Raw genomic sequence first — 21,521 nt, 5'->3', positions numbered from 1 at the left:
GACGCAAGTATGATCGACTACAAAAATGTGCGGCCTATCTACGCTCCTATTTACCTGACTCACTGCCAGTGGATGAGTAGAGCTATAAAGTTGGCACAGGAGGCGGGAGAGGCTGGGGAAGTACCTGTGGGTGCTGCGATCGTGGATAGTCAGGGCAAGTTGATTGCACAGGGACAAAATCGGCGAGAGCGAGATTGCGATCCTACAGCTCATGCTGAAATTTTAGCTCTGCGGGGGGCGGGTATTGCTCTACAAAATTGGCATCTCAATGCTTGTACGCTCTACGTTACTTTGGAGCCTTGTCCGATGTGCGCTGGGGCGATCGTACAAGCCCGAATCGGTCTCCTAGTCTATGGAGTGGACGATCCGAAATCTGGCACAATCAGGACTGTTGGTAATATCCCTGATAGCGACTGTTCCTATCACCGCTTGCCTGTACTTGGTGGGATTATGGAGTCTGAGTGCCGGGAACAGTTACAATCTTGGTTTGCAAAGCGTCGCGGCCAAGCCAAGAGCTAGCAATAGATTAAATCGCTGATTTAATTGAATGACAATAGCGGAAGTGGCCCTTTTGACTTCCAAAGGGTTTGTTAAAAAACTTAGTGTAGAGTCAGAAAGTCCTTAAAAAAGCTTGATTGCTTTGAGGTACACTGCCATGATTACTTTTGACTCCACTAATTCATCCCTAGAGACACAAATGCCTGCCAAGGCGACATCTATTAATTCTCACGTTTCTCCTTGGTTAGCCCCATTGGTTTATCCTTTGGGCCGCTACCTTATCCTGCCTTTTTATTTTCGTAGTATTGAGGTGCTTGGACAGGAACACATTCCCAGAGAAGGGCCTGTAATTTTGGCTCCTACTCACCGCTCTCGCTGGGATTCTCAGATGCTACCTTACTCTACTGGGCGATACGTTACGGGCAGAGATCTGCGATTTATGGTTTCAGTGAATGAGGTTAAAGGATTGCAAGGCTGGTTTATCAGGCGGTTGGGTGGGTTTCCAGTCGATCCCAAGCATCCGGCGATTGCGACTCTCCGTCATGGGGTAGAACTTCTTCTTGATGGGCAAATGTTTGTCATTTTTCCCGAAGGCGGCATTTTCCAAGATAATCAAGTTCACCCTCTCAAACCAGGATTGGCCCGTCTGGCGATTCAAGCAGAGTCGAGTCACCCAGGACTGGATGTTAAAATTGTACCTATGAGTATTCGCTACCATCCCTGCATTCCTCGCTGGGGTTCTCGTGTGAAAATTACGATCGGCTCTCCGCTGTCGGCGGCTGATTATTGCACTGGTGCAGGAAAAAAGGATGCACAATTGTTAACTGCTGATTTAGAAACGGCTCTCAAAAGGATCGATCGAGAGTGAGTTGAGTTCTATGACTGTTAAAGGTATGTATTTGTTCCCTGATGTCTGTGTCAATTGATTCTGTGCCAAATTTTGGGCCTAGCCAGATTGTCTGTTTAGAATTTCGAGATGCGTGCCTTTATGCTGATGTAATCCAAGTGGTGTCGGCACGTAGGTTATGCTGGGTACGACCATTAATGTTAGTAGTATCTGTCTGCGATCGCAGTTCGGTTGCCCATGAAGATCGTACTTTATGGGATTTGCGTGATGGCTCGGATTTGCTGTGGCCTTTAAGTTTATTTCGAGTTGCTCTTGATACGGAGGTAATTCCGCTTTTGACTGAGTTGCAGTCGCTAGATAGTGAAGGGAAGGATGTGGTTATTGCTCATCGGCAATTAAGAGATTTTGTGGGTAAGGTTTGGGCGGCTTATCCGAGTGCTTTTGCTAGATTTGATGGTGGTAGTTAAGGGTTAATTATATTTTTTATGGGTTATAAAGTAGTTGGAGTGCTCACAATTCCAGACCACTGCACTTTTTTGAGTCCATCGCGGCGGTAAGAATAAAAGTGAGTTGGGTTAGAGTAGGTACATTCAGGCGCGATCGCTACTTGCTCAAAACTAATCCCCAATTGCTCTAATTGTAAAGCATTAAACCGTCGCACATCTAAGCGTACCTTTCCGGGTTGGGAATCGGGTAATACAGGCGCATCTGACATTTGTTGCAAAAATTCCAGTAAGTCTGGGGAATTATCAGCAAGTTCTGGGGCAATTGTACTACCGAGTTGGATTGCTACATCTAATGATACTTGGTAAACATTACCTGCGATCGCAGGCCCTAAAGCTACGCGCAGATTTGCCAGTTGACTGCCATTAACTGCAAAATGTGCGATCGCTGCCGGTACGATCTTACTAGCAGTTCCCCGCCAACCGGCATGAACGGCGGCGACTTGTCCGGTTTCCACATCAGCAATCAACACCGGTACGCAGTCAGCCGAACAAACCCACACCGATTCTAACTCTTTCTCTGTAAGGATTCCATCTGCTTCAGCTAAGATTTCAGAGGAGTTTTGACCCGCAGATGCGGCATTATCGTCAGGAGTTGAAAATGGGCGGATTTCACTGGTTTTGAGTACGGCATTGCCGTGTACTTGTTTAACGCGGTAAACTTGCGCCTGGGGATCGAGGATTTTTACTAAGTCTGAGGGTGTTTTCGGGGAGAAATTTTGAGTAAAGAAGCCGTGCGGCCAAGAGTCGAGTAAGCTGCAAGTTAGGTAGGGTAATCCTTCCCAACTGCGCCATTGCCAAGTTGCGCTATCTGGTTGGCTAGATTGGTCAGAGGTGGGTATATTGGGAATGCGATCGCCAGTTACAGTCATTAAAATATAATGATGATTAGAATTGCTTTTAATTGTAAGATATATCTGCTATATTTACCCTTCTAATTAAAGCGTTAAGGTGAAACACAGACAAATTGAAAAAGTTACTTCTCAGACTTCTGCTGCTCACCCCATTATTACTAATACCGCAGCTAGCCATTGCCCAAATCTGGCGACCAGTCCGAGGCGAAATCCTTTTCAATATCAGCGGTATAGCTTTGGTTAGCCAACAAAAGGAAACCTCTTCCTTCCTGATAGTGCATGACAACAAAGACAAAAATCAAGGCCGCCTCGCCATCGTCACAATAGCAGGTAAAGAACAACCCCAATATTCCCCCGTCAACTGGCCCGCTAATACAGAACTACCAAGTGATTTAGAGGGGCTAACTGCCGTTCCAGGGACAGATTCTTTTATGGCCTTAGCGAGTGCAGGTAAAGTTTATCATATTCAACTTAGTGGGGATAATAAAACCGTTTCAGTTCTGAAAGTCTTTGATTTGCCAAATATTCCCAAAGGCAGCAACTTTGAATCCTTTGGTTTGCAAAATATCGAGGGTAAATTATTAGCTGTTTGGGCTCATCGGGGCCAAGGGGCAGATCCGGCGGTTATTTACTGGGGAGTCCTTAATCTTGCTACTTATCAAATTACTCAACAAGGTTCTGCAAAGTTGACAGTACCTTTCCCAACGGGAAATGTGCGCCATATTTCTGACCTTAAGATAGATGCGGCTGGTGTCGTCTTCGTGTCAGCGGCGACTGATAATGGCGATGACGGGCCCTTTGATTCTGCGGTTTATGTTGCGGGCAGTTTTAGCGATCGCATTTTCCAATTCCGGCAGTCTCTTACTCCTCTATATCACTTGCCTGACCACAAAATAGAGGGGATTGAACTCGTACCGGGAGCTTCAGGCGGCGTGGTGCTAGGTACTGATGATGAAAATATGGGAGGATCTGTCTTTATGAGTTGGTAAGTGCTGAGCCATAGAGGTATCTTGTAAACAAGCATCTTTTAAGGAGATATCTACTACTATGGGCTGGTTTAAAAGACTATTCGGACTAGAAAAGCCTGAACCCCCCGCTGAACCGATGACGCAGGTGGTGCAGCAAGCAGCAGCAGCTCAATCTATTGCCCCAGCTAAGGTTGGCCCAGATGGGAATTTTGATGAGAGTGGCTTGGCAAAGCGGGTGGCCCTCGCTTTTGACAACGATGCAGAAGTTGCTGATATTGAGACTGTCTATGTTGCTCAGCTCAGCAGCACTGTTGTCCTTAAAGGGAAAGTGCCAAGCCAGGAGATCCTAGATAAGCTGGTGGCGATCGCCTCCGCTGAGGAAGGAGCAACCGCTGTACAAACCGATCAGGTGACAGTGGGCTAGCCATTAGCGATCGCGCCCCCTACCCCTAACTTACCTTCAAGCCCGCTCCAGCGGGCTTTGCCGTTTTGAGCTGCCAAATTTCAGAGATATATAGCTAGGGGAAGAAGGGGCTAGGGGCTAGGGGCTAGGGGCTAGGGAAGAAGGGGCTAGGGACTAGGGGCTAGGGGCTAGGGAAGAAGGGGAAGAAGGGAAAGAAGGGAAAGAAGCGGAACAAGGGAAATGGCTAATGGCTAATGGCTAATGGCTAATCGCTAATCGCTAATGGCTAATCGCTAATTACCCATCTCCCCATCTCCCCATCTCCCCTGCTCAAGAGCTCCCCCTCTCTTCCCCTAGCCCCTAGCCCCTAGCCCCTAGCCCCTAGCCCCTAGCCCCTTCTTCCCCTAGTCCCTCGCTAAAAGTAAGTCGGAATATTAAATTTTGTCAACGAACCCTGTTATTTGGCAAAACAGTAAAATACAATACAGAAAGAAAGAAAATTTTTCATCAGGGAAGGACATCAGACCTTAAAACCACTCCCCTACTCATAAAAGGAACAAAAGATATGAAACTGACTTATCGCGGCACTAACTACGAAAACGACATTTCCGCAGTCGAGATGGTTGAAGGTGAAATCGGCGGCAAATATCGGGGTCAAAGCTGGAACTACCGTTATCCCAGACATATTCCCGTTCCTGAACAGGCATACAATCTGAAGTATCGCGGCGTAGAATACAACACCAAAAGAACTCAAGAAGCGGAAGTGGTAGTTGCCAAGACAGTTGTAGAGCCTGTTCTCGCGATCGCAGCCTCCCGCGCCAAAGCCTGCACAGCAGTACCCGACATTGCCAAAGTCCACCGCGCCAATCTCTGCAATATCCTCGACCGCCGACTGCAAATAGCCAAAGCTAAAGGCGATGAAAGATTGCTCCGCTTACTAGAAAGTGAAGCCGCGCAAATGGCCTGTTGAATATCTGGGGGACAACAAATTTGAAAGGTAAATCACAAGAAACCCAGTCGATCGAACTGGGTTTCTTATTGTCCGCCGATAATTTTTGTAGGGGCTAGGGGAAGAAGGGACTAGGGCGTGTTTTCAAACTACAACCATAACCAGATAAAGGCGATCGTAATCATGGCTGTATAATTTGCAGCAAGTTTCTCATATCGTGTAGCAATACGTCTCCATTGCTTAATTCGGTTGATAGCACGTTCAACAATGTTGCGTTGACGGTAGATTTCCCGACTAAAAGGACCGTGACGGGGTTCATTTGACAGTCGTGGGATGGTAAAACGGATACCTCGCCGTCGTAAGTAACTACGGATCTGGAATAGGGTTAACGTCGTCCTAGCGGACAAGAAAAATACTAGAATCACTAAATGGTTAAGATGGCTCAATGAATGAGTTCGCTTACCCAGAAAAAGCTAAAAATAAGCAGCCTCAAGCACGCTTTCCGAGAAACTTACTAGAAAAACTTATGCAGGGAGCTGAAAGTATTGGAATTGCGTCTCAATATCAATTGAATATGTTTACACCAACTCTATTTGATATTCCCAGGAATTTATCATTTCTGATAGGTGCAGTAGATGCCGATCGCTCTTTATTGGGGGTTACTCTATCGGAAAACGCGGCAACGATTATTATCGTGTTAATTGCCATTGGAATTTTAGGTTGGGGGTATTACCGAGCCTTACCTTTCGGCAAACTAGGGATCTTAGCCTGGTTGCAGTCGGTGTCGCTGATGACTCCTTGGCTGTTATTCTTCGGTTTGTTTGCAGTCGGGATTTACCTCAACCTGGCCGGGATTTTATTAATGCTGGTGGCTTCTACGGGATTGTACATTTACTTAGGGAAAAAACTACGAGCGGCAGGTGAAGATGCGTTGCTGCGATCGCGGGCTGAAAAAATGGTTAGTTCCGCCGATGCGTCGTCAGAGCCCTCTAATTCAGAACCAGGAAAAACAGAGGTACAAACCGCTACAACTCCACAACCAGAACTCGTTCCCGTCCCCGCAGAAGACCTGAAGGCAATACAAGGTATTTTTGGTATCGATACGTTTTTTGCAACTGAAACTATTCCCTTTCAGGATGGCGTAATCTGCAAAGGGAACTTGCGGGGAGATCCAGAAGTAGTTTATGGGCGGATGTCAGCGAGTTTACAGGAAAGATTAGGCGATCGCTATCGGCTATTTTTAGTAGACAATACCGACGGCAGACCAGTAGCGATTATTTTACCCAGTAAAAACGATCCCCAACAAACCACACTCTCTCAAAAAATTCTCTCTGTGGTACTGATCGGGGCTACCTTTGCTACTAGCTTAGAAACAGGCGGTTTACTACTTGGGTTTGACTTCTTTAGCGAACCCCTACGCTACCCGGAAGCCTTGCCGATCGCCCTTGGAGTTTGGGCAGTTTTAATCGCTCACGAAATTGGACATCAAGTATTCGCCAAGCGCCATAATGTCCGCTTTTCATGGCCATTTTTCATTCCCACTTGGCAAATTGCCTCTTTTGGTGCAGTCAACCGCTTTGAGTCAGTATTACCGAACCGCAAAGTCCTCTTTGATGTGGCGATCGCTGGGCCAGCAGCAGGGGGAATTGTTTCCCTCGCCATGCTGATCGGAGGTTTCCTGCTTTCTCACAAAGGCAGTTTATTTCAAATCCCCGCTGATTTTTTTAAGGGTTCAGTTTTAGTAGGAACTTTAGCACGGGTAGTTTTGGGAGATGCTTTGCAGCAACCGATAGTAGATGTGCATCCGCTGGTAGTAATTGGCTGGCTAGGTTTGGTGATTACAGCGATTAATTTGATGCCAGCCGGACAATTAGACGGGGGAAGAATCGTCCAAGCGATCTACGGCCGTCAAATTGCCGGCAGGGCCACGTTTGCCACCTTTGCAGTATTAGCGATCGCATCTTTAGTAAATCCTTTAGCATTATATTGGGCAATAGTGATTCTGATTTTGCAAAGGAACTTAGAACGGCCAAGTTTGAACGAACTGAGCGAACCTGACGATGCCCGTGCAGCTTTGGGTTTGTTAGCTTTGTTTTTGATGATTGCCACGCTTTTGCCTTTAACTCCCGCTTTGGCAGGACGTTTGGGCATTGGCAGCTAAATTGTTAACGGTTAACTGTTAACTGTTAACGGTTAACGGTTAACTGTTAATAATGGGTGTAAAGTTATGAGTAATAATTTTCCTGCGGTCTTATTAATTCTTGATGTTGATGTAGTAATGGGTACTAATTCCCAAACATGGCAACAATATGCCAAGGCGGGAAGTTGCTATGTCCCGGAAGTGGTGTTTGAGGAAATGGAATTTTTGGCAGATGAGGCAGATAGCGATCGCGAAAAACTAGCTAGAGAATTTTTGCGATTTTTTCCCGCTAGTGGTTGGCAGGTGACAGATGCTTTAGAGACTCACCCCAATTTAGAACCTGCTGTTGGGGGAAATCAAAGCAAACATACGCGGATGGTAGTGGCGATCGCTCAGTGCGTTTATGGTTTTGCTCTCGAAAACCCAGAATCCCTAGTAGTTTTTGTCTGCAATAACCAGTCACTATTAAAGCGGATGCAAGCTTTGGGACTGGGAAACCTTTGCGGAATTACGGCGGCGATGTTGTCCCAGTGGGCGAAGAGAGGGGAACAACCAATGCCAGTAACTCAGAAATTGCAAAATTTGATGCGATCGCAAACTTCCAAGAAACCCTCCCAGCAGACTCGTTTGCAGACTGGAAATACTTCTTTCGGCAAAACAGATATATCTAATGGCAAATTGCCAACCCGAAGCGGCAAAACAGATTTGTCTAGCGGCAAATTGCCAACGCGAGGCGTTTCTACAATGAAAACAACGGGGGGCACAACTGGTATTAGCAAAAATAATTCTTCTGGGAGTACATTCAGTAAAACAGGTGCTTCTGGGGGCCATCCAGGATCGCGACAAAAAACATCAGCATCGAAGCGTCATGATGATGAAGTTCAATATGAGGGGATAAATTATCGACCAAAGATGACATCTGCTCCTAGAGGGCCGGGAATTTTATCTCATTTAATTAATGGATTGGGAGCTCTATTTTTCTTAACTTTAGCAATAGGAATTGCATGGCGAGGAGTTCAACCTCAGAGTTTCAATCAGTTTTGGCAACAAAAAGTAGTGCCTATATTGCCGCAGCAGGTAAAGCAGTTTGTGAAATAATTAAATAATTTTCGATAGTTTGTTTAGTTGGGATCGCCCCGTCTATTTCCTGGCGGTGAACCCAATAAAAAGCCAAAGCTTGGTTCATATCATGTCCGGCAAATTACTTACGATCTGTCAAAAGCGAGCCAAGCGCAGCGCAGTTTTGAGCTGTGCGAAGCAATCCTGAAGCAATCGCAAGGTGTTGAGATTTCTTCGCACAGCGAACAATGACAAGTATTTAACCGGACATGATATCACCTGCTTCTCACTGATTTTTCGTACTCCGATTTAATTTAATACTTATCCGAGTCTAAAATACAAATACTCTCCGGCGATACCACCACCCGCACCCTCTCACCCACCGCATACCGACGCAAATCATCTCGGTGTAAATTCTGCTTGCGAACCACCACAGAACTCTGCTCCGTCAACTGCACGGAATATCGCGTATCAGTACCAATATAAACCACCTCTTCCACCGTCCCCAACCAACCATCTTCTCCATCATCTGAAGGATAAATAGTAGCTTTTTCTGGTCGCACAACCAGCGTTAAAACTTTGCCCACTGGCATATCTTCTACGTTAGCAACTAATACTGGTAACTTTTCATCAACGAACACCACAACCTTACCCGCCCCACTTTCAATTACTCGCCCCGTTAAGAAATTAGTCTCGCCAATAAAATCAGCAACAAAGCGAGTTTTCGGATATTCATAAATATCAATCGGCGTGCCAACTTGTTGCACCTGTCCTTGATACATCACTGCAATTCTATCAGACATCGTTAAAGCTTCTTCCTGATCGTGCGTCACATAAATAAAAGTAATTCCTAACTTTTGCTGCATCCGTTTTAATTCTATCTGCATTTCCTTCCGCAGCTTCAAATCCAGAGCTCCCAGCGGTTCATCAAACAGTAATACAGAAGGTTGTTTTACTAATGCTCTTGCTAATGCTACCCGTTGCTGCTGTCCCCCTGACAACTGACGTGGATAGCGTTTTTCCATATCAGTTAATTGTACCAACGCCAGAGTATCAGCAACGCGAACCTTAATTTCTCGGCGTGGTAAATTCTCCATTTCCAAACCAAAAGCCACATTTTGAGCCAGCGTCAAGTGTGGAAAAAGAGCATAATTCTGAAAAACTGTATTAACTGGGCGGTGAAATGGCGGACGATCTTTCATCGGTTCCCCGTGAATGTAAACTTCACCTATTGTAGGAATTTCAAAGCCAGCAATTAGTCGTAAAGTGGTAGTTTTACCGCAGCCAGACGGCCCCAATAGTGAAAAGAATTCTCCATCAGCAATTTGCAGGTTGATGTTATCTACAGCTAGGCAATCTTTTTTGCGAGAGTCTTTAAAACACTTGGAAATATTAGCCAGTTCAACTGCGTACATTATTATTGTTAGTGGTTAGTAGTTAGTAGTTAGTTGTTAGTAGTTAGTTGTTAGTGGTTAGTTGTTAAGTGTCAACATAAATTAAACAAAGATACGCAATATATCAAACTTTTCGCAACTGGCACATGATGGTAGGGTACATCATAATATGAATCTTTATCATCGTCGTAAAACTTTAGACTGACGCACCCTACAAGTCGATGTAAGCGTAAATGTTAATTGTTAATTTGTCGCTCGACTAACAATGAACAACTAACAATCAATACTTCACAACTAACTACTAACTACTAACTACTAACAATTTTATTTCCCAAATGCGGCCTTAACCTCAGTCCATGCTTGATCGTATAAGCCCGTCGCTTTACCAACATCCTCAATATATTTGAGTTTAGAGAATATCTCACTTGGAGGATAAATTTGTTGATTTTTCCTGTCTTTTTCATCGATTAAACCCCGATCTATTGCTGCCTTATTGGGCGAACTAAAGTGGATAAAATTAGATATTTTTGCACCGACTTCTGGCTGTAAAACAAAGTCAATAAATTTCTCAGCTAACTCTTTATTCGGTGCATTCTTGGGAATAGCTATGTTATCAGTAAAAACAATTGTTCCTTCTTTGGGAATCGCAAAACGTAGGTCGGGGTTTTCTTTCATTACCTGGAAAATATCGCCGCTCCATTCCATTGTCAGATTTACTTCTCCTTGAGCGAGCAAGTTTTGACCTGTATCGGGCACAAAAGCGGCAATCATTGCCTTATTTTCGATCAGCAAGTCACGAGCTTTATTAATCTCATTGGGATTAGTGGTATTAGGGTTATATCCTAAATACATCAAGACACCTGCAAATGTGTACCGCGCATCGTCTTGCCATGCTACTTTACCCGTGAATTTTGGGTCTAACATTGCCCTCCAACTGTTCACTTCGCCCTTTGTTGCTTTCAGATTATAGCCAATACCCATAGTCCCCCACTGGTAAGGAAATGAGTATTTATTGCCGGGATCGAAGGATTGGTTAACAAACTTAGTATCGAGGTTTTTCTTGTTAGGAATTTTATCTAGATTAAGCGGCTCAAGCATATTCTCAGAGACCATAATTTTTACCATATAGTCGGCTGGAAATATTACGTCGTAACCGGGGTTTCCTTGCTTTAGTTTTGCATATAAAGCATCGCTATTGTCGTAGGTGTCGTATTTGATTTTGACGCTGTTCTCTTTCTCGAATTGCGCGATAGCTTCCGGTGCAATATAAGTTGAATAGTTGTAAATGCTCAGGATTTTTTCACTACCTCTGGTCGTTTCAGCACCATTGGGAGTGCTACCGCTACAGCCGAAAGGCAAGATGGCGCTAATCATAAACAACAGAAGGAAAGTTAGTAGACGTTTCATAAGTTTATTACGAAGGAAGAAGGAAGAAGGAAGAAGGAAGAAGGAAGAAGGAAGAAGGAAAAAGGAATTATACCAAATCCAGCTTAAATACTCCCTGTATTCTTTAGTCCGCGTAGGCGGACTTTGTTTGTGTAGTAGCGGTTTCAACCGCCGACTAATAAACAGGTAACTGTGTATCCGTGCCTCAAGGTGTTATTGTTTCTATCTCATTTTAACTACTTTAACTTTTCTGGATAGTTAGTGATGATACCACAAGTAATAGAGAAACTAGCAACATTAAAGTTGAGATTGCATTGATGGCTGGTGTCACCGTAAACTTAATCATCCCATAAACGAACAAAGGTAGGGTCGTTGAACCCACACCGCTAGTAAAGAAACTGATGACAAAATCATCTAAAGATAAGGTGAAAGCTAACAGCGCCGCGCTGAAAATACCAGGCCAGATTAAGGGTAAAATGATTCGCCAAAAAGTTCGCCATTCATTTGCGCCTAAATCTAAGGCTGCTTCTTCTAAAGCTGGGTCTAGTTCTGCCAAACGAGCTCTCACAGTAATAGTAACAAAGGAAATATTAAAGGCAATGTGACCGATAATTACCGTAGGCAAACCGAGAGTAAGGCGAATTCCGATTAGATTTTCTACTAGCCGAAATACTAGGGTAAAGAAAACTAGCAAGGAAATGCCCATTGTAATCTCAGGAATGATAATCGGCAAAAAAAGTAATGCTTCCAACATTCTGCGACCAGGAAAGCGAAAGCGCTCCAATGCCAGCGCTATCATCGTACCAAAGATTGTCGCTAGCAGGGTAGAGATAGCAGCAATTAGCAAGCTATTATTTACAGCTTCCCATAATCCTGCATCGCTAATGTTAGCAGTTCCTTGGGCTGAGCCGAGTACGATTACACCCGCGCCTGCGAATAAGCTCCGATACCAGTCTAGGGTAAAACCGCGCCAAATGGCATTAGACCGGGAGGTATTGAAGGAGTAAATAATTAATATTAGAATTGGCAAGTAAAGGAAGGAGAATCCTAATGCTGCTTGCCCCCAAAGCCAAAGTTTGCCAATTGAACGAATCAATAAATCTAATTTTATTTTGTTGTCATTCATCTAATTACTGATGCTAGTTCCTGATGGTAAAGACCGATAGTGCTGAAAATGCTAGGATAATATGCGATCGCGTACTATTTAATTTTCTGCTTCTGAAAGATGGAAATAGACTAACATGGGAATTAAGACTAATACCATTAATAACATAGAAAGGGCAGAACCAAAAGGCCAGTCGCGAGCTTTAAGAAATTGATTTTGAATCAGATTTCCTACCATCATTGTTTTAGCACCGCCTAAAATATCGGGTGTAATAAAAGCACCTACTGTCGGGACAAACACCAGTATTGAACCAGCGATAATCCCCCGTCTTGTTAATGGTAATACGATCCGCCATAAGGTGCGAAGGTCATTAGCTCCTAAATCTTGGGCGGCTTCTACTAATGTAAAATTGAAACGTTCTATAGTAGAATATAATGGTAAAACCATAAAGGGCAGATAGCCATAAATCAAACCAATTGTGACGGCAAAAGGAGTGAAAAGCAAGTTTAATGGTTCGTTGATAATTTGCAGGCTTTGCAGGGCTACGTTAATTACTCCTTTACTTTGCAACAGAACTATCCAGGCGTAAGTCCGTACTAGAAAGTTAGTCCAAAAGGGAATAATTACTAGCAATAGTAAAGCATTTTTCCATCCCGGCGAGCGTCGCGTGGCAATAAAAAATGCTAGGGGATAGCCAATGAGCAAGCAAGCTGCGGTGGTAAGAAATGCTAGCCAGAGGGAGCGCCACAGCACTCCCAAGTAAATATAACTATTTCTATCGCCTAATAAACGCTGATAGCTAGCCAGTGTAAATGTCCAGGTGACACCGCCGTAAGTGCCACGTTCTAAGAAGCTGTAGCTTAAGACAATCAGCAGTGGCACAACAAAAAAAGTCACCAGCCAGAATGTGCCGGGAAATAAGAGCAGTAAAAGATTAGTTTGTTTCCGGGTTTTAAGTGTCATTTGTTGATAAATTAAGCTTGAGAGATTAAAAAGTAAGAAAAAATGGCTCCTAGAGCATTTCTTTCCTGAGTTTGAGGATATAAATGCCTGGTTTTGAGTACTTTGGCTTTACCGGATAGAATAATCCAGATAGAAGAAGTCAAAAGTTACTCGTTTAAGCTAAAATCTATTTTAGAGGCTAGTCTATACCTAATGATACTTTTCGATGGGCAGGAATCTTTTCACTCCAATCGAACGTCTCATAGTCTGAAATATTAATAAATTTCGAGTCCAGTAAGATGAAGATCAAACCTATTTTAGGATTTGCAACGCTGGCGATCGCACTCAGCCTAGCGATGCCAGTTCAGTCCGCAAATCGCCGAGATGTCGAGAAACTAAAAGAAACTGGTCAGTGCTCTCGGTGCGACCTCAGAGATGCTAATCTTAGAAATGCGAACCTGCAAGGAGCAGACCTCAGAAATGCCAACCTCAGAGGTGCGAACCTGCGAGGCGCTGCTCTTAGAAATGCCGACTTAAGCAATGCTGACCTCCGAGGAGCTGATTTAAGAGATGCAGATTTGAGTAGGTCTAATTTGAGGAATGCCAACTTGAGTGATGCTAACTTAAGGAATGCTGACTTGGAACGAGCTGAGGTCAGAGGTGTCAACTTCCAGGGAACCGATTTAAGAGGGGCAAACGTTAAAGATACCGGTTTGCCAGGTGATAACCGAGGGCGCGACAACGATCGGGAACGCAATGATAATGAAAGGGTAGCGGTGGAGTTCATTTCTCGCAGTAATGATGAGGTCAGGATTCAAATTGAAGGAGATGGCAAGAGACAACAAATTAGATTAAGCGGCAATAATTCTAAGGAAAGGATTTATCTGCCAGCTACAACTTATAGAGTTAGTTTCTTTGGTAGCCAATCTGGGTATAAGCCTTGGAAATCTGGCAAACTCGATTTGGGGCGGGGTCGCACGAATACGATCAGAATTTACTTTAACCGTAGCAATCGCTCGGTGCAGGTAGAAAATGACCCGCAAGCTTGGAATTCCGATTAATATCTCTACTTCACATTCAAACCCGCTGCGGCGGGTTTTGAGTTTCTAGCTTTTTTGGTAAGCAATACCCTCTCTACAAAATTCTGACTAGGATGTTTGCCACAAGTCTAAAGGATGATGTATTATGTCTAGTGCATCAGCGTTTTTTAGCTCAGCTAGTGCAGAAAAATTGTGCAAACGCCTCAATTTCCTGAATCCAACCATCCGATTGTCAAATCGCTGTTTCATAACAGCGACCAGGAGTTGCTGACTCTGTTTCAAAATCATCCCGATCAGGGAAAATTTTTCACGGCGATTTTTTGTCGATACGCTCAAATTGTCTACACGCTGATTCGGCATTCAGTGCGATCGCCAGTGCAGGCTGATTACCTATTTGCTAGGACTTGGCGGCATATTTACTACGAATTGCGTGGCCTAGATTTGCGCCGTGAAAGCCCAGAAGAGGGAGGGGAGAATATTACTCTTCAGAATTGGCTGATTAATGTAACAGCTATTTGTATTAATCAGACCGATTTACCGTCAGTGGAATCGATTCATTACTCTTTACTATCGGCTCCACCGCCGCTTTGGTGTTACGTCGGACAGGCATTAGAACAGTTAGCTCCGTTGCTAAGATTAACTGTTTTAATGGCTCAGACTTTCCGTTGGAGCGAGACGCGAATTGCGGCTTATTTGCAAGCAGAGGGCGAAGCAATTTCTCCCGCTCAGGTGAAAGCTTTGTTGCAAAAGGGGTATCAAAGTTTAGAGGGAAATTTGCCGGAGGATATTCGCGCTATTTACTTTGAGGAGGATTTGATGGTAATGGGTAATGGGTAATTGCTAATGGCTAATGGGTAATTGCTAATGGCTAATGGGTAATTGCTAATGGCTAATGGGTAATGGCTAATTGCTAATGGCTAATCAGGAGGTTTTATCTCACCAAATTTTAAAGTACTATGGTAATGCCAAATCTACAGGATTTAGTTGTTAGGTATTAACAATCAGCCATTAGCAATCTAGACTTTATCTTAGTTAAACAAGAGGAATATTAATAAGTAAACTCACCTAATTTAAAGTAAAATAAGATAAATAAAAAGCTTGCTACAACAATAAGTATTTTTTACTGCTTCCTTCTTCCTTCTTCCTTCTCTCCTAGATAACTAAATCCTTCTTCCTTCTTCCTTCTTCTTATTAGGAGCACAAATGGCAGTTTATCAAGTTCGGTTAGTGAATCCTGCGATCGCACTAGATCGGACAATTCCAGTACCAGATGACCAGTATATTCTAGATATGGCAGAAGAAGCTGGTCTTCGGCTGCCTTCTGGATGCAAACAAGGGGAATGTTCGGCTTGTATTGCTAAACTGGTAAGCGGCGAAGTCGATCAAAGCGAGCAAAAATTTCTGCGACCGTCGGAATTAAATGCAGGTTATACTGTTACTTGTGTAGCTTACCCGCTATCTGATTGTACATTGCTTACTCATCAAGAACAAGTTTTATATCAATCATCTCTTTATTATCAGCAAAATCTGGGTTAAGCTGAATGATTAAGTCATGGTAAAGCGCTTTCTTTACGAAAAGTCTGTTTCCTATAATGGGCATCTAATCGTACCTTTTATTTTGACTATAGTTGAGAGCAAAGATATTTATTCTTATACCTTACTTTCTGAATTAGGTCATAAAGGTAAATTGCACAAATTGGAAAATCCTGCTGGGATTTGTGCGAATACCGTAGAGGGAATAATTGAAGTGGCCAAAGAGCATCTTGATGAAAATTCAGATATTGCCGCTCAGGATGATTATTTTAAGTGTCGGTATACTTATCGGGACAATTTAATTATTGTTTATCAAGAAGCTGGTAAATATTTCTACGATCATTATCCACCAAGTAAGTTAAACAATATTGCTGCTCCCAAAATATTTTTATCTGAAGGCGATTGCCTCAACTGGATTAAACAGGGACTCGATTATTAAAATCAGGATTGGCAGATTTTTGATTTTTGATTTTGGTTTTAATATTTGTTCTGCTTTTGGCAACAACTACAGGCAAGAGTAAAATCTCCACTTTTGCTGTATCAGCGAATACTAATTTTTGAGTTTTGTAAATAAAGGGGTGTTTATCTTACTTAAGACAGATAATAAAATTTAGCATTTTAGCTATTTTGAAAACAGCAAGTATAGTATAAAATTGAGTTTACTTAAGCTGAGCGTTAGATTTTTGACAGCTAGCTATTAACAGGTATAATTAACTCAACTTGGGTGTAATTTTACCCATATCTGTACTATCTACAATCAGCGGCAATCGCTAATTACCAGTTACCAATTACCAATTACCAATTACCAAAAATGTCAATTTTGAATGACGATCCTTTGTGGTTTAAAGATGCCATCATTTACGAAGTGCCTGTTCGTGCCTTTGCTGACAGCAATGCTGACGGTATTGGCGACTTTCGGGGATTGACAGAAAAACTAGATTACTTGCAAGATTTGGGAGTGACAGCTATCTGGGTGCTGCCTTTCTTTCCCTCGCCGTTGCGAGACGATGGCTATGATACTTCAGACTACACTAGCGTCAACCCAATTTATGGCAATTTGGAAGATTTTCAAAACCTTTTAGATGCCGCTCACCAGCGGGGAATTCGAGTAATTATTGAGTTAATTGTCAATCATACTTCTGACCAGCATCCCTGGTTTCAAAAGGCGCGGAGAGCGCCGAAAGGCAGCAAGGAGCGAGATTTTTACGTTTGGAGCGATACACCCGAAAAATATCAAGATGCACGGATTATTTTCCAAGATTTTGAGACTTCAAACTGGGCTTGGGATGCGGTGGCAAAATCTTACTATTGGCATAGATTTTACTCCCATCAACCTGATTTAAATTATGACAATCCAGCGGTGCGCCAAGCAATTTTAGATACTGTCGATTTCTGGTTAGCTATGGGTGTAGATGGGCTACGGATGGATGCCGTTCCTTATCTGTACGAGCGGGATGGTACTAATTGTGAAAACCTTTCAGAAACGCACTTTTTCCTAAAACAATTACGGAAGCACGTAGACGAAAATTTCCCGAATCGAATGCTACTTGCTGAGGCTAATCAGTGGCCGGAAGATGCGGTGCAATATTATGCTCAGGGAGATGAATGTCACATGAACTTTCATTTTCCTCTAATGCCCCGCTTATTCATGTCGTTGCAGATGGAAGATAGCTTCCCAATTATTGATATTATTCAGCAAACTCCTCACATTCCTGATAACTGTCAGTGGGCTTTATTCCTCCGCAATCATGATGAATTAACCTTAGAAATGGTGAGCGATGAAGACCGGGATTATATGTACCGAGTTTACGCTCAAGATACCCAAGCGAGGATTAATTTAGGTATCCGCCGTCGGTTAGCTCCTTTAATGGGAAATAACCGCCGCCGCATTGAGTTAATGAATGCTCTTTTACTTTCTCTCCCTGGTACTCCCGTGCTGTATTACGGGGATGAAATTGGGATGGGAGACAATATTTATTTAGGCGATCGCAATGGGGTAAGAACTCCGATGCAATGGAGTGGCGATCGCAATGCGGGCTTTAGTCGGGCAAACCCTCAAAAGCTATACGCACCGCCAATTCTTGACCCAGAATATCACTATGAAGCCATTAATGTAGAAGCGCAACGATCTAACCTAAATTCGCTGTGGTGGTGGATGAAACGCTTAATTGGAATTAGGCAGCACTTCCAAGCATTTGGTCGCGGAACCTTTGAATTTCTGTATCCCGAAAACCGCAAAGTCTTGGCTTTTATGCGGATTTACGATGGAGAACATATCCTGGTTGTAGCGAATTTGTCGCGCTTTGTGCAAACAGTTGAATTAGACCTCTCGCCCTTCAAAGGTTCAGTGCCAATTGAGATTTTTGGTCGCTCTGAATTTCCCACTATTGGCGATTATCCTTACTTTCTCAGTCTCACTCCTCACTCGTTTTATTGGTTTACGATCGCACTTAAACCGGATGTTTATCCACAGCAATTACCGCAAGTAAAACTGCCGACTTTGACTATTAGTGGTAATTGGGAAAGTATTTTTAATCCCAATAACAAATCCAGAGTCCAAATTGCTACTATTTTACCTAAATACTTACGTAGCTTTCGTTGGTTTGGTGGTAAAGATCGGACAATTCAAGCGGTACAAATTACAGAAGTTATTCCGATAAGTTCCTCTGGATTTGCTGGCGAAAATTTGGGGTCATCATCAATAGCGGCTCAAAAACAATCTATTAATACCTATTATCTGGTATTTTTAAAAGTAGATTACACCGAAGGAATGGCCGAAACTTATGTGCTACCTCTAGGCTACGAAAAAATTAGTAGTGTTGGGGATAGTGGGGAGATATTGGCTGATGGTAACGTCACAAATTATAAACAAAACCAGCCATCACAAAGCCTTCATTCTGCACAGGCGATCGCAGAGCTCAAGTTTATCGGCAAAAATGATGAAATTGGCGTGCTATTTGACGCTGGGGGAGAGAAAGACTTTTTGAGCTTTCCCTTGGATGCGATCGCCAATTCCCGTCAATATACGGGCACTGCTGGTAAATTGCTAGCAACGATTACCAAGGAATTAACCCCGGAAGAAGACTTATCGCACGTTGAACCCCGCTTGATTAAGGGAGAAAAAAGCAATACTTCAGTAGTTTACGGCGATCGCTTAATCCTTAAATTGTTCCGCAAAGTTGAGGAAGGTATCAATCCCGACCTAGAAATTGGGCAATTCTTAACTGATAAAAACCCGCTCCAACCATATATCCCAGTTGCAGGAGCCTTAGAGTACCGCCGCCCAGGAAGCGAATCGATTACAATTGGAATATTGCACAAGTTTATTCCCGAAGCTAGGGATGCTTGGTCTTATACATTGGATAGCTTAAGTCACTATTTCGAGGAAGTAATGGTCGTAGGTGCAAAGCATTCTAACGACAATTCATCAGGTTATGGTGACAGTTATTTACCCACTGCTTTACCCTTACCAGTGCAACAGCCATCAAATTCGCTGGTATCTAATCTATCAGTTGAAATGCCAGAATTGGCTCACGAACTTATCGGCGCTTATTTAACATCTGCCGAACTTTTGGGTCAGCGGACGGCGGAACTGCATTTAACTTTAGCTTCGGATTTAGAGAATCCCAGTTTTGCCGCAGAAAATTTCACATCTTTTTACCAGCGTTCCATTTATCAGCAGATGAGAAATCTCACTGGTAGAACTTTATTGCTACTAAGAAAAGGGCTTTTAAAGTTATCGCCAGACGGACAAAAAATGGCACAAGTTATCCTCAGTCATCCAGAGCAGTTGATCGGAAAATTCAGGTCGATTTTGAACCTTAAAATCACAGCTCAGCGTATTCGCTGTCATGGGGATTACCATTTAGGTCAAGTGCTCTATACAGGCAAAGATTTTATCATTATTGATTTTGAAGGAGAACCGGCGCGTCCTTTGAGCGAGCGGCGCATGAAGCGCTCACCTTTGCGAGATGTTGCAGGGATGGTGCAATCTTTCAACTATGCCGCAACTTTATCCCTCCGTAAAGAGATAGAAAACGGCATAATTCGAGCTGAAACTCTCCCCACAATGAATCAATGGGCTAAGTTTTGGTATGGGTGGGTTAGTGTTGCTTTCCTCAAGAGTTATTTGATGACAGCAGGCGATGCAAATTTTGTACCTAAATCTATGGACGAACTGCAAGTATTACTGGATGCTTATATTTTGGAAAAAGTGGTTTATGAATTGGCTAATGAACTCAATAGCCACCCAGATTGGGCAGAGATTACTATCGAGCGAATTTTGTATTTGATTGGTTTTCCGGTTGAACAGTTACTTGGTTGAGTTTGAGGGCGAGGAGAGTATACTTAATAAATTAGCCAGGACTTAGGCAACTGGCACATTAAGCAAAGGTATGTTGTTGCGCTTTAGCGCTAAAGTGGCTACAACATACCTAAAAACTGACTCTTGACCTTCTTAATTGCGAAAACCATTGCTTTTATTGCTTTTTACCTTCTGCCCTTGTAGTTAACTAAATCTTCTGCCTTCGGCTATAATTGCTGATGTGCGATCGCACTTTCGGCATCTATTCTGTTGCAGTATTTTTAGTTTAAGCATGATTTTTGAGTAGGGAAGAGCATCTAAGTAAGTGGAAACTAACAATCTCAACAAACAACTCAACAGCACAAAGCCTTTCTCCGTAAGCGAAGAGATAGAAATGGCGGGTGCAAAAACTCTGTGGCTAGTTTTATCTAGTTACTTAGAAGTGCTGATGAATTCTGCCCCTTTACCGATGACGCTTCAGGAATTGGGGGCGGAAATTAAGGGTGCTCACGAGCAGTGTCAGACTTCTCCAATGGCGGGACTGTTGTACGCTCGCAACGCTGGGGAGTGGTTGTTGGAAGCTCAGGCAAAATTACAACCTGAACAATGGGAAATTTGGCTAAAAGCTAATTGTAATCTGTCACAAAGAACGGCAGAAACTTATATGCAAATGGCTAAAGGATGGCCTGGTTTACCGAAAGATAAACCTCGAAGTGTTGAAAGGGAAAGTTTTGTACAAAATTTTATTGTTTCTAGTCAGGAGGATAGTTTTGAGAGATCGCAATCTATTGATTATCTAGAGGAAGATGAAGAATTAGAATTAGAGGAGAGAGTGTATGAAGAACCGATAATAACTTCTGAAGTAATGGAGGACATCGCAGTTGAAGAGCAGATGATAACTTCTGAAATAATTGAGGATATCGCATCTGAAGAGTCTATAATAACTTCTGAAATAATTGAAGATACTGCATCGGAAGAACAAGTAATAACTTCTGGAGTAATTGAGAATATTACATCGGAAAAACAGATAATAACCCCTGAAGTAATTGAGAATTTAGAGGTTGTTAATTTATCGGCATCACCGGAAATAATTACTGTAAATGTTAAAAAATTAGAAGTTTTTGATATTCCTCAATCTAGGGAAGTCATCATCTTTTTTATTCCTGGTAACGTTGTCCCCAAAGCGCGGCCGCGAGTAACTGGGAATGGGACATTTATGCCACAGCGATATCGAACGTGGCGAAATATGGCTGAGGTGGAAATTTATAGTCAACTATCTGAGTTGAATTTAACTATAGAATTGCCAATAAAAAGAGCGTCGATTTTAATGCGTTTTGTGGGAAAGCACCGCACTAATTCTGATTTGGATAATTTAGCTGGTGCGTGTCTGGATGCTTTAACTATGAATGGGGCGGGAGTACTTCTGGATGATAGAATTAGTTGCGTTTCTAAGTTAAGTGTTGAGTATGTGCCTGTGGCTGACAAAACTGGTGTTTGGATAGAGATTACTCCGGTTGATTGATTTTTGAAAATCAAAGGTTGAGTTTTTAGCCAGTGGAACTAAGGGCTAGTTATTTGCGAGTTTAATCATAGTTTA

20 protein-coding genes are annotated in these 21,521 nt (G+C 43.0%); 14 read left to right on the top strand and 6 right to left on the bottom strand.

What is annotated here, in order from left to right; all coding sequences use genetic code 11:
- Nucleotides 1–9 precede the first annotated feature (9 nt).
- The 3 genes from tadA (at nt 10) to OSCIL6407_RS0126070 (ending at nt 1,812) form a co-directional block, all read left to right on the top strand.
- Nucleotides 10–519, top strand: coding sequence for a tRNA adenosine(34) deaminase TadA (gene tadA, locus OSCIL6407_RS0126080; RefSeq protein ID WP_007354984.1), 510 nt, complete (start codon nt 10–12; stop codon nt 517–519).
- Between the two features lie 136 nt (nt 520–655).
- Nucleotides 656–1,366, top strand: a complete 711-nt coding sequence (locus tag OSCIL6407_RS0126075) for a lysophospholipid acyltransferase family protein (protein WP_007354983.1) — start codon at nt 656–658, stop codon at nt 1,364–1,366.
- A gap of 62 nt (nt 1,367–1,428) precedes the next feature.
- Nucleotides 1,429–1,812 (top strand): hypothetical protein, encoded by a 384-nt coding sequence (locus OSCIL6407_RS0126070; RefSeq protein ID WP_456077497.1) that lies wholly within the window; start codon nt 1,429–1,431, stop codon nt 1,810–1,812.
- A 23-nt stretch (nt 1,813–1,835) separates the two neighbouring features.
- On the opposite strand, the gene pgeF is transcribed toward OSCIL6407_RS0126070, so the two are convergent.
- Nucleotides 1,836–2,720 carry a peptidoglycan editing factor PgeF gene (gene pgeF / locus OSCIL6407_RS0126065; protein ID WP_007354981.1) on the bottom strand — a complete coding sequence of 295 codons (885 nt, stop codon included), beginning with the start codon at nt 2,718–2,720 and terminating at the stop codon, nt 1,836–1,838.
- Nucleotides 2,721–2,815: 95 nt separating this feature from the next.
- Here pgeF and OSCIL6407_RS0126060 point away from each other — a divergent pair, with 95 nt between their 5' ends.
- The 3 genes from OSCIL6407_RS0126060 (at nt 2,816) to OSCIL6407_RS0126045 (ending at nt 5,043) form a co-directional block, all read left to right on the top strand.
- Nucleotides 2,816–3,691 carry a hypothetical protein gene (locus tag OSCIL6407_RS0126060; RefSeq protein WP_007354980.1) on the top strand — a complete coding sequence of 292 codons (876 nt, stop codon included), beginning with the start codon at nt 2,816–2,818 and terminating at the stop codon, nt 3,689–3,691.
- Between the two features lie 58 nt (nt 3,692–3,749).
- Nucleotides 3,750–4,094, top strand: a complete 345-nt coding sequence (locus OSCIL6407_RS0126055) for a BON domain-containing protein (protein WP_007354979.1) — start codon at nt 3,750–3,752, stop codon at nt 4,092–4,094.
- Between the two features lie 544 nt (nt 4,095–4,638).
- A complete protein-coding gene (locus OSCIL6407_RS0126045; protein WP_007357560.1) occupies nt 4,639–5,043 on the top strand; it encodes a DUF4278 domain-containing protein in 405 nt (134 codons plus the stop codon).
- 128 nt (nt 5,044–5,171) lie between these two features.
- Here the strand turns inward: OSCIL6407_RS0126045 and OSCIL6407_RS32995 are convergent, their stop codons facing one another.
- Nucleotides 5,172–5,447, bottom strand: coding sequence for a transposase (locus OSCIL6407_RS32995; protein ID WP_157135572.1), 276 nt, complete (start codon nt 5,445–5,447; stop codon nt 5,172–5,174).
- A 20-nt stretch (nt 5,448–5,467) separates the two neighbouring features.
- Between OSCIL6407_RS32995 and OSCIL6407_RS0126040 the strand changes: the two genes are divergently transcribed.
- On the top strand, nt 5,468–7,183 hold the full coding sequence (locus OSCIL6407_RS0126040; protein WP_007355969.1) for a site-2 protease family protein: 1,716 nt from the start codon (nt 5,468–5,470) through the stop codon (nt 7,181–7,183).
- A 66-nt stretch (nt 7,184–7,249) separates the two neighbouring features.
- Nucleotides 7,250–8,260 carry a PIN domain-containing protein gene (locus OSCIL6407_RS0126035; RefSeq protein ID WP_007355970.1) on the top strand — a complete coding sequence of 337 codons (1,011 nt, stop codon included), beginning with the start codon at nt 7,250–7,252 and terminating at the stop codon, nt 8,258–8,260.
- A gap of 275 nt (nt 8,261–8,535) precedes the next feature.
- Here the strand turns inward: OSCIL6407_RS0126035 and OSCIL6407_RS0126030 are convergent, their stop codons facing one another.
- From OSCIL6407_RS0126030 to OSCIL6407_RS0126015, 4 genes are all read right to left on the bottom strand, one after another.
- A complete protein-coding gene (locus OSCIL6407_RS0126030) occupies nt 8,536–9,636 on the bottom strand; it encodes an ABC transporter ATP-binding protein (RefSeq protein WP_007355971.1) in 1,101 nt (366 codons plus the stop codon).
- Between the two features lie 303 nt (nt 9,637–9,939).
- A complete protein-coding gene (locus tag OSCIL6407_RS0126025) occupies nt 9,940–11,022 on the bottom strand; it encodes an ABC transporter substrate-binding protein (protein ID WP_019487858.1) in 1,083 nt (360 codons plus the stop codon).
- A gap of 220 nt (nt 11,023–11,242) precedes the next feature.
- The gene (locus OSCIL6407_RS0126020) at nt 11,243–12,127 is read right to left on the bottom strand and encodes an ABC transporter permease (RefSeq protein WP_007355973.1); all 885 of its coding nucleotides are present in this window, start codon (nt 12,125–12,127) and stop codon (nt 11,243–11,245) included.
- 78 nt (nt 12,128–12,205) lie between these two features.
- The gene (locus OSCIL6407_RS0126015) at nt 12,206–13,069 is read right to left on the bottom strand and encodes an ABC transporter permease (RefSeq protein ID WP_007355974.1); all 864 of its coding nucleotides are present in this window, start codon (nt 13,067–13,069) and stop codon (nt 12,206–12,208) included.
- A 278-nt stretch (nt 13,070–13,347) separates the two neighbouring features.
- Between OSCIL6407_RS0126015 and OSCIL6407_RS0126010 the strand changes: the two genes are divergently transcribed.
- The 6 genes from OSCIL6407_RS0126010 to OSCIL6407_RS0125980 all read left to right on the top strand — a co-directional run bounded on the left by OSCIL6407_RS0126010 (nt 13,348) and on the right by OSCIL6407_RS0125980 (nt 21,446).
- The gene (locus OSCIL6407_RS0126010; protein WP_007355976.1) at nt 13,348–14,109 is read left to right on the top strand and encodes a pentapeptide repeat-containing protein; all 762 of its coding nucleotides are present in this window, start codon (nt 13,348–13,350) and stop codon (nt 14,107–14,109) included.
- Between the two features lie 171 nt (nt 14,110–14,280).
- A complete protein-coding gene (locus tag OSCIL6407_RS0126005) occupies nt 14,281–14,925 on the top strand; it encodes an RNA polymerase sigma factor (RefSeq protein WP_019487857.1) in 645 nt (214 codons plus the stop codon).
- Between the two features lie 366 nt (nt 14,926–15,291).
- The gene (locus OSCIL6407_RS0126000; protein ID WP_007355978.1) at nt 15,292–15,624 is read left to right on the top strand and encodes a 2Fe-2S iron-sulfur cluster-binding protein; all 333 of its coding nucleotides are present in this window, start codon (nt 15,292–15,294) and stop codon (nt 15,622–15,624) included.
- A gap of 16 nt (nt 15,625–15,640) precedes the next feature.
- On the top strand, nt 15,641–16,060 hold the full coding sequence (locus OSCIL6407_RS0125995; protein WP_007355979.1) for a hypothetical protein: 420 nt from the start codon (nt 15,641–15,643) through the stop codon (nt 16,058–16,060).
- A 372-nt stretch (nt 16,061–16,432) separates the two neighbouring features.
- Nucleotides 16,433–19,945, top strand: a complete 3,513-nt coding sequence (gene treS, locus OSCIL6407_RS0125985) for a maltose alpha-D-glucosyltransferase (protein WP_007355980.1) — start codon at nt 16,433–16,435, stop codon at nt 19,943–19,945.
- Nucleotides 19,946–20,249: 304 nt separating this feature from the next.
- Nucleotides 20,250–21,446: a RusA family crossover junction endodeoxyribonuclease gene (locus tag OSCIL6407_RS0125980; protein ID WP_019487856.1), complete on the top strand. Its 1,197-nt coding sequence runs from the start codon at nt 20,250–20,252 to the stop codon at nt 21,444–21,446.
- The last annotated feature ends 75 nt before the right edge of the window (nt 21,447–21,521 follow it).

Origin of the sequence: Kamptonema formosum PCC 6407, assembly GCF_000332155.1 — a bacterium.
In the GTDB taxonomy this organism is placed as follows: domain Bacteria; phylum Cyanobacteriota; class Cyanobacteriia; order Cyanobacteriales; family Microcoleaceae; genus Kamptonema; species Kamptonema formosum.
Note: the sequence above shows the minus strand (reverse complement) of the source record. Positions and strands in the feature narration are given on the sequence as shown.